Annotated in this window: 7 protein-coding genes; 2 read left to right on the top strand and 5 right to left on the bottom strand. The window is 64.0% G+C overall.

Annotated elements, in window-relative coordinates; all coding sequences use genetic code 11:
- Positions 1–174: 174 nt before the first annotated feature.
- The 3 genes from FGX59_RS35035 to FGX59_RS35045 are packed head-to-tail and all read right to left on the bottom strand — an operon-like array spanning position 175 to position 4,393.
- The gene (locus FGX59_RS35035; RefSeq protein WP_138473148.1) at positions 175–1,170 is read right to left on the bottom strand and encodes an OmpA family protein; all 996 of its coding nucleotides are present in this window, start codon (positions 1,168–1,170) and stop codon (positions 175–177) included.
- Positions 1,170–3,233: a hypothetical protein gene (locus FGX59_RS35040; RefSeq protein WP_138473150.1), complete on the bottom strand. Its 2,064-nt coding sequence runs from the start codon at positions 3,231–3,233 to the stop codon at positions 1,170–1,172. The genes FGX59_RS35035 and FGX59_RS35040 overlap by 1 nt, the downstream gene beginning before the upstream one ends.
- Positions 3,230–4,393, bottom strand: a complete 1,164-nt coding sequence (locus FGX59_RS35045; protein ID WP_138473151.1) for a Fic family protein — start codon at positions 4,391–4,393, stop codon at positions 3,230–3,232. Before FGX59_RS35045 ends, FGX59_RS35040 begins: the two co-directional genes overlap by 4 nt.
- Before the next feature lie 248 nt (positions 4,394–4,641).
- On the opposite strand from FGX59_RS35045, the gene FGX59_RS35050 reads away from it, so the two are divergent.
- A complete protein-coding gene (locus tag FGX59_RS35050; protein ID WP_171060984.1) occupies positions 4,642–6,690 on the top strand; it encodes a DUF262 domain-containing protein in 2,049 nt (682 codons plus the stop codon).
- 49 nt (positions 6,691–6,739) lie between these two features.
- Complete coding sequence (locus FGX59_RS35055; protein ID WP_138473155.1) at positions 6,740–7,027, top strand: hypothetical protein; 288 nt, start codon at positions 6,740–6,742, stop codon at positions 7,025–7,027.
- On the opposite strand, the gene FGX59_RS35060 is transcribed toward FGX59_RS35055, so the two are convergent.
- Together FGX59_RS35060 and FGX59_RS35065 are read right to left on the bottom strand one after the other, a co-directional pair.
- Positions 7,013–7,885 carry a metallophosphoesterase gene (locus tag FGX59_RS35060; RefSeq protein WP_138473157.1) on the bottom strand — a complete coding sequence of 291 codons (873 nt, stop codon included), beginning with the start codon at positions 7,883–7,885 and terminating at the stop codon, positions 7,013–7,015. The genes FGX59_RS35055 and FGX59_RS35060 overlap by 15 nt on opposite strands.
- Before the next feature lie 416 nt (positions 7,886–8,301).
- A partial coding sequence (locus tag FGX59_RS35065) for a glutathione S-transferase C-terminal domain-containing protein (RefSeq protein ID WP_171060985.1) occupies positions 8,302–8,639 on the bottom strand: 338 nt, incomplete at its 5' end.

Consider the following 8,639-nt stretch of genomic DNA (forward strand, 5'->3'; position numbering starts at 1 on the left):
GAAGCACGCGGCGCAACATTTCCTTGGCGATCTTTTCGCGGTCGCGCTCCTCCGGCTGCGAAACGACATCGGGCCAGCGGTCGAGCACGCGCTTCACGCCGCGGTCCAGCAGCTCCAGGGACGGCAGCACGCGCACATTGAGGCTCGGAGGCCGCCCCAATGCGTCGCGGGCCTTCATTCGGCGGTCCCCAGCGATGTTTCCAGCGCAGCCCGGATCGCGGCGATGCCGTCGGTGTCCTGCGGGGTGACCATGATGAACCGCAAGTCGATCCGCCGGTTCGTCGCGCGCCCCTCCTCCGTTCCGTTCGCCGCCACCGGCCGGTCCGGCCCGTAGGCTGCAACTGAGAGAACCGGCTGCAGCTTGAGATTGAGCTGCTCCATCAGCAACGGCGCCGCTCCGGTCATTGCAAAGAAGGTGCTGTTGGCCCGGGCCGTCGACAGGTTTCGGTTGAGCCTGTCCGTCCCGACATTGTCCGTGTGGCCCTCGATCTGCACGGCTTCGATCATGACGAAGCCCGGATTGCAGTCCTCGGCGAATTTCGATCTCGGTCCCAGGGTGAAACACGGCAGAACCTCGTCGAGACGCTGCGCCAGCCGCGCCACGATGTCCTCCTTGGCGGGCGTCAGGTTGGAGCGCCCCGACGCGAAGAGCCCCTCCCCCTGGAACCGGAGCGCATCGCTCTCTTCGCTGAGCTCGACCTGGAGATCGGGGAAATCCTTGCGTATCGCGTCGCGCAGCCGGACCAGAACCTCCCTGCGCGTCTGCGTCACACGGGAGAGATAGGCCTCGAGAGGATCGACCTTGCGAAGCTCCGCCAGCTCCGCCTTCAGCTCCCGGATCTGTTTCTCCAGTTCCTCGATCCGAACCTTCGCCGCCTGCAGACTGGTCCGGGCCTGCTCGAGATCGTTCTCGGTCTGCTGCAGCTGCAGCTGCAGTTGCGCGAGAAGCACCTCCAGTACGGCAACCCGCTTGAACGCGACATCGCGGTCACGCACAACCCGTTCATGCGTTTCGAGAGGCACGGTCTCTGTCTGATCCAGGGCTTGGCTGACGAAGAAGGCCAAGAGGATCATGATGATAAAGAGGAAACCGACGGTCATGTCGGTCATCGAGACGAAGGCGCTCTCCTCGTCCTCGTCCTGCAACCTCCGCCGGAGCTGGCCCCGCATCAGAGCCTCCGCTGCGACGGGATGAAGTTTTCAGCCTGCTCGACGACGCCTTTCAGCGTGTCGATGCCCGGCGCCAGCGTGTCGCGCATGCGCGTGACATGGTCCTGAGCCGTGCCGAGCGCGGAATCGAGCTGGGCATTGTAGTCGCGCAGCGCTCGTCCGAGCATCTCGTCGATCCGGTCCAGCTGTTCCGCCTGCCCGGTCAGTGTCGAGAGAGCGGCCCGGATGGATCCGAGCGCCGCCTGGATGCCTTCCCGCTCGGTGCCGAGCGCCGATTGCGCCGTCTCGAGCACATGCTGCGCGTTCTCGGCGATCATCGCGGAGTTCTGCGTTAGCGTCGCAGACACCGTCTCGACATTGGCCTCCAGACGGCGGAGGCTCGTTTCGATCCGCTCGTGCGACGCCCGGAGGGGCTCGCTCGCCGCACGCATGTCGCGGCTGGCCGCGCCGAAGGCCGTGCTCGCCCCCGTGATGGCATTCGCGCCGTCCTTCATGCCCGTCGCAGCCGATTTCGCGCTCTCCGCCCCGTCCGCCAGGGCCAGCGCGATATCCTGCAGGCCCGTGCCGACAGACTGGATCCGGCCCATCAGATCGTCGCCGATCGCGCCGCCCATTTCGGCCCCGAGCCGCGCAATATTCGTTCCGACGGCTTCGAAGGAGTCGAGAAGAGACTTGCCCGCACCCTCGATCGCGCTGCCGGCTTCCTGCGTGCTGGCCGCCATCCTGGCCTGAAGCGCCGCCGCCCCTTCCGCTCCGGCGGCATCAAGCTGCTCGCGGAAGCCTTCCGCCGCTTGCCGCAAGTCGGCGGCCGCCGTTCCCATGGCCTCGGCCCCGCGCGCCGTGTTCTCGCGTATGCCGCCCAGCGTCTCGTTCATCACGGCGAGCATCTGCTCGGCGCCGGCCGTCATGCTGTCGGCCGCCGCCCGGCCGCTGGACGCAATTTCGGTGCGCATTTCCGCCAGCGACCCGGCAAGCTGCGACAGCGCCGTCTGAAGGCCTTCCCCGGCTTGTGCATTCGACGCATTCATGCGATCGACCATCAGGCCGATCCGGTCGGTCGCCTCGCCCAGCGACACGCTGGCCTGCGTCAGGGCATTCCCGACCGAATGGCTGAGCTGCGAGGACAGATCGCCCACAAGGCCCTCCATGTTCGACGATCCCATGGCGCCGACCTTGTCGAAGATCGGTTCCATGCGCTCGGTGATCGCCGTCGTGATGCGATCCGGCATCACCTCGAGCGGCTGCCGGAGTTCAGCCACCATTTCCAGCCCGATCTGACGCAGATGTTCGCGCTGCTCGTCCGCGGCCCGCAGCTGTCGGAATGCGAGATCCTCGAGGCTGACAAAGCTCAGGCGGCGCTCGATCGCCACGCAGAGCCCCTGGAGGTCGTGTGCGACCCGATCCGAACGCACGCGCAGGAAGATGTTGAACAGGATGGAGCAGACGAGCCCGGCCAGCGACATGATGAATTTGGCCGAGGCGATCTGCATGAAGTCCTGCATCGCCAGATCCATCGAACCCCCTCCGGGACCGGAAATCTGGCCGGAAAATCCATGAAGCGCCGCCACCAGCCCGAGGAAGGTCATCAGCAGGCCGAGCGACACGAAGAGGTTCGGCAGGATCCGGAACCAGCCGGGGCCGTAGCCAAGGTCCTCGACATTCATGAAGACGGCGGGGCGGATGGAATTGCGCAGGGAGACATTGCCGTCCAGATCGTCGGCAACGACCGTTTCCGAAAACTCCTGCCAGGCATCGCGGAGCGACGCACGGGCCCGAGACGCGTCCGGGATTTCCCCGACCTTGGCCTGGAACACCTCGTAGTTCTCGCTGAACGCTTCCTCGTCTCGGTATTCGGCCAGGAGCTTGCGCATCTGGCGGATCGCCCGGCGCTGTCTGCCCGTCTTCCAGAAAAACCAGACGCTGAAGACCAGCAGCATGAAGCCGAGACCCGCGGCCACCACGCCCGGGGCGCTTTGCGTCTTGGTCAGGGTCTCGGCGATGGCGATGATGCCGTCGACAATGGAAGAACCTGCAGAGCCGAGAATTTCGAGCAGCTCGTTCATTGGAAACTCGTTTTTTCAAACAGCAACTTGAAACCCTTCCTGGTCTTCCCGCCCCGCCCGGGCACCGCGAGGCTGTAGCCCGTGCTGCGCCCGCCGCCCTCGTCCCTGCGCAGCACGCCGAGTTTGACCAGCTCGGTGATGTCCCTCAGCGCCGTGTCGGTGGAGACCTTCGTCAGCTTCGCCCATTTTCCGGAGGTCAGCTTGCCCTCGAACCCGTCGAGCAGCCGGTTGATGACCGCGCGCTGGCGGTCGTTCAGCGGATGCTGCCGCAGATGGTCCCAGACCCTGGCCTTGGCCAGCACCTGGCCCAGCATGTCCTCGGCGCCGAGGATCGCCCGGTCGAGGCAGCCGAGAAACCAGGCGAGCCAGCCGGTGACGTCGAGGCCGCCCTTCTGCGTGAGTTCGAGCATGCCGTAATAGTCCTCCCGCTCCAGGCGGATCTGGGCGGACATGCTGTAGAAGCGCTGCGGGCTTGCTTCGGAGCGGGCGAGCGCCATGTCGGCGATCGCGCGGGCAATGCGGCCATTGCCGTCCTCGAAAGGGTGGATGGTCACGAACCACAGATGCGCCTGCGCCGCGCGCAGGACCGGATCGGTCTGGTCGGGCCGCTCGAACCAGTCGAGGAACGCCGCCATCTCGGCGGGAACGCGGGACGCATCCGGCGCTTCGAAATGCACCCTCTCGCGGCCGTAGGAGCCGGAAACGACCTGCATCGGCCCGGCGCTTCCATCGCGCCATGCACCGGTGACGATCCGGGCCAAGCCGCTGCGGCCAGTCGGGAAAAGCGCGGCCTGCCAGCCGAACAGCCTCTCCTCTGTCAGCGGTGCCGCCGCGTTGCGGGTGGCATCGAGCATCATCTCGACCACGCCATCGACATGCCGATCCGAGGGGGCCAGCGCGCCGATTTCCAGCCCGAGCCGCCTGGCGATGGAGGAGCGCACGGCATCTCGGCCGAGAATTTCGCCCTCGATCTCGCTCGACTTGACGACATCCTCAGTCAAGGTGCGCAGCAGCGCCTCGCCCTGCAGTTCGAAACCGAGGGTTTCCATGCGGCCGAACAGGCGCCCCTGCCGGTGCCGGACCTGGGCGAGCTGGCCGGAGATCTCTTCCGCCGACCAGATAAACCGGGGCCAGTCTTCGCGCTGATGGATGTAGATCATGAATGCCGCACCATTTGCGGCGAATATGCTCGCCATTGCCGCGCAGATCAAGGCAATCGCCGCATAACATGCGGCGAAAAATGGTTCCATTCCCCGCATTCGATGCCCCGCCGCTATCTCCGGCTATTCTCTATCGGATATGGAAGAGTTCGGTGCGCGTAGCGCCCGTTAGTTCTGCCGCACTTGCATCTCGCCTCGCCCCAACGCATTCCGTTCACATTGAAAGCGGAAATGGCTTTGGGGCAGGCATGACAGTTGAAAGTCTACGCAGCGAAATACCGGACGCCAAACTGGCAACCTTTCCCGAACTCTTCGGGAAGTCCCGGCGGCTGTTCATTCCCGACTACCAGCGGCCCTACGACTGGGGCGAAGGGCAGCGGGCCGACCTTCTCGGCGACATCGACAAGCTGGAGCGCCTGACCGACGGCAATCCGGACGCCGTACATTTCTGCGGCACCGTCATCTGCACGCCTGACGCCCGGCGGCAGGATGCATTTGCCGTCGTGGATGGCCAGCAACGCCTCACAACGCTGGCGCTTCTGCATGCGGAACTGTCCCGCAAATCTGGGCGAAGCACGTTCCTCAGCAGGCCCGGTTCCGTCCGGTTCAGGCCCCAGTCCCAAGATGAAGACACGTTTTCCGCCATTCTCGGCGGCAGCCCCCCCGGCGAGATCAAGACCTTGGCCCAAGCCAATTACATGGCAGCGGAAAAGCAGATCCAAGGATGGATTGACCGCAACGCATCCAGTCCCGAGCATCTGCTCGCGCTCCTGGAAGAGCGCCTCAAATTCATCCTTTTCGTCCTTCGCGACGAGAACGAGGTCGCCAAGGTCTTCGAGACCATCAACAACCGCGGCAAGCCGCTGACGCAGATGGATCTGGTCAAGAACCACCTGATCTATGTCGCGGCAGTCAACCACTGGGACACGCCGAACGTCAACGAGGTCTGGCGCGAGATCCAGCAACTGGCAGCCGGCACTCGGTTCTCCGACACGGATGCAGACACGGTTCTGCGAGCAACCGTAGCGGCCCAGTTCAAACCCGGCCGCCGACAGGCGGGCGAGACGGATTTCAGGATCGTTGCACGCGAGTTGCCCGACGATGGCACCGACTACGAGACGTTCCGGACTTTCGTCGACTTCCTGAAAGCCAATTTCAGGACCTACCAGACCTTGCGCAACGCGCGCAGTACGGACCCAGCAAATCCGACCTTGCGGGCAATGACGCATCTCAATCACCATGACAGCATCACCGGGGTCCTGCCGCTGATCTTTGCCCGCCAGTTCCGCCGGCAGGACGACCGCTCGGATGCCCCTGTGCTGGCCGCGATCGAAAAAGCCAATTTCCGGCTCTACGGGCTGCCCAATCTGGCGACGCGGTCGGACAGCTACAATGTCAGGCTCCACAACCTTGCCCATAACTATTTCAAGGGAGCTAAATGCGAGGAGACCTTGGTAGAGGATCTGACGGAGCTCGTCTCGAAGGAACAGATGGACGGGCTGAGCGCCATCGTGAAGTCCCTCACGCTGAACGACGATGAAAATTACGATTTCTACACCTGGCCATGGCGGCGCTATTTCCTAGCGCGCTTCGAAGAGTCCCTGCTCGACCGCCAGAGCTTCGATTTCGGCAAGCTGCTGACACAATACGGGAAGTCCGGCCGCACCAACGACTATCTTTCGGTGGAGCACATCTGGCCGCAGAAGCCGAAGGATACGAAAGACCGCATTGTCTTGGAATACAGGGACGGCCAGCAGATCCGGCGGCTCGGAAACTTGATGCTGCTGCCCCACGGTCTCAACATCACCTTGAGCAACAACACCCCCGAGGTGAAGCAGAAACAGATGGACGATGCCCGGATCACGATGCTGCGCCAGAACGCGACACTGGCGGGTGTCGTGGAAAAGTCCGGACGCTTCGTTGAGCTTATGCAGAACCGAGATGACGAACGGTTTGGCGCGCGCCGCAACCGGTTCAACACGCCGACCATCGAAAAGAACGGCACGCTAGCGCTTGTGAAGACCATTTGCGACCTGCGGGAAGAGGCAATGATCGCGTTCGCGCTGCGGGAATGGCGCATGCCCGGAGAAGCCGGTACGGGGCGACGCTTTGCCGGAATGTTCTCCTTCACCCATGCGGACGAGACCTTCCTGTCCGACAGGGAAACTGCCGCCAGCAAGACCAGCGAGAACTACGTCATCGTGCCGGACAATGCCAATGCGCCAGAGGACCTCGTGCGGCTTGAAGCCCGCAACGACGTTCTGGGCGGTGGCATGGAGCCCGTGCGCTGGCAGTAGGAGGACCGCGGCGCAGGACATGACGCCAGGAAACAAGGAGAAAAATCGCATGGAGCCTATCGAATACCTCCTGCTGCCAGTGGCGGACGATCCTTCGGAGAATGTCCGCGTCTCAGTGACATTTTCCGGGGAGGGAGCCATAGCTTCGCGCGATGTCTGCCTGCGGGATTTCCTGATCCTGATCGCCGAACAGGGGCAGGTAATCCGGTTCGACGATTATCCATGCGTCCTGACCTCGGTAAGGGTCGATTTCGCGAAGCGGCAGCTCCGCCTCGCCGCGCGGCCTTGGCAGGAGAGCGATGGTCCGCAGGGCCTCTTCGATTCAGAGCAAGGCTAGCAGCTGTTCCGGGCCAAGCCGGTCCTCTCCGTCCCAGCGATAGAGACAGGGCGCCGCCGGATAGTCGAGACAGGCAGCGCGGTCATGGTCGATCCGGAGCGGCGGAGCCATCTTGTAGTGGCCGAACAGAACGCAGGGCCCGTCCCCCGGATAGAGGATATCGGCCAGGTTGGCACCGGGATCTCCGGCAGGAAGCGCACTAGGATCGGGCACAGAAAGCGCGAGTTCCTTCCAACTCCGGGCGCCTGCCCGCCACCAGGCGACGCGGACGTCTCGGCGCAGGTTGCCCTTGATGTCGGCAAAGCCGTGGCTACCGGGAAGCCTAACCTCGGGTCCGGAGACCAGAAGCTTCACTGCGCGACTGAATTCCGTGCTTTCCGCGGCAATCTCGGGCAGGTCCCCATGCTGCAGGAAACCATCCGGACGCCGCGCCCGGATGGTCGCGATCAGCGGATCGGACCAGAAGGCATGGACAAGCCTCAGGCCGGGGCGCTCGTGCCAGAGGGGCAGGGTCCGCAGGAACCACTCCGTCCAGTCGAGTGCCTCCGGAGTCTCTGTGCCGAAGGCGGAGAGGAAGCTGCGGTGCTGGGCGATATTCTTTTGCGACCGTTCCCTGAGCGGCTGTCCGTCTGCACCGCGGCGGTGGAACAGGATGGCATTCAGCTCATGATTACCCATCACCCCGATCGCCCGGCCCGCATCGATCCGCCCGCGTACTTCGCGCAGGACCGCCGCATCGTCCGCGCCGGTGCCACCATCAATGAAGTCTCCCAGAAAGGCGATTTCCGGCCCTGCCTGGGCGAAGCTCGCGGAGAGGCGGGCGGGATCGGCGTGAAGATCGGGAATGACGGTCAGCATGCCCTCGGCCTAGCGCGGCAAGCGGCGGCAGGAAAGCCAGTTACGGGCAAGTACCGGTCAATCCGTTGGCCGACGCCGATTTGCCGCGGACGCAGTAACTAACCGTTGCATCAGGGCACGCCCTCGACTTCTGGTTCTGGTGGACGCGCATCTGGCAGATTTGGTCATCCCGTCGGCGTCAGGCTGCAACCTTCATGTCTACAGGCCGCTTGCATTATGGGACACTTTCAGCCTTCTCGCGCATTTCTCTACCAACTCAAGAATGATCCTGAATGGCGGGCTTCAGTGCCAGCACGGGCAACCGCGCGGAGAAGGATGCGCGCCTTCCGTCGGTGCGCCAGCGTGACCGGCGCCTCGAAGATTGGATATGCCGCATTTCGACCACGAACCAGCAGTCGGCGGAACAGACCGCCGGATCAGCCGCGTGGGAAGCTTGCTTTCATGGAGGGTCGCTCTGACGCCTCCGCGAACCAGGCAGCTAGCTTCGGGTGACCATTGCGCCAGTCCTTTTCGGGAAAGCGGAAGTCGAGATAGCCCAGAGCGCAGGCCGCGGCGATCGAGCCTGCGTGGAAGCCGTCCTCCAGGAGAGCGAACCAGCGCGTTTCGAGCGCGTCGAGGCCGCTATCGATCTTGGCCATCTGGCCATCGAACCATTCTTGCCAGCGGAGCGCCTCGGGACGCATCGCCGTTTCGTACCGGCACAGCAGGCAGGCATCGAGAATCGCGTCGCCCAGTGCCTCGAGCGTCAGGACCC

The sequence above is a fragment of the Poseidonocella sp. HB161398 genome (assembly GCF_005870025.1).
Taxonomy (GTDB): Bacteria; Pseudomonadota; Alphaproteobacteria; order Rhodobacterales; family Rhodobacteraceae; genus Mangrovicoccus.

Bases quoted from the DNA above. Each gene is read 5' to 3' on its own strand.
- FGX59_RS35035 (WP_138473148.1), bottom strand. From the start codon at position 1,170: ATGCGGGGCCAGCTCCGGCGGAGGTTGCAGGACGAGGACGAGGAGAGC.
- FGX59_RS35040 (WP_138473150.1), bottom strand. From the start codon at position 3,233: ATGAACGAGCTGCTCGAAATTCTCGGCTCTGCAGGTTCTTCCATTGTC.
- FGX59_RS35045 (WP_138473151.1), bottom strand. From the start codon at position 4,393: ATGATCTACATCCATCAGCGCGAAGACTGGCCCCGGTTTATCTGGTCG.
- FGX59_RS35050 (WP_171060984.1), top strand. From the start codon at position 4,642: ATGACAGTTGAAAGTCTACGCAGCGAAATACCGGACGCCAAACTGGCA.
- FGX59_RS35055 (WP_138473155.1), top strand. From the start codon at position 6,740: ATGGAGCCTATCGAATACCTCCTGCTGCCAGTGGCGGACGATCCTTCG.
- FGX59_RS35060 (WP_138473157.1), bottom strand. From the start codon at position 7,885: ATGCTGACCGTCATTCCCGATCTTCACGCCGATCCCGCCCGCCTCTCC.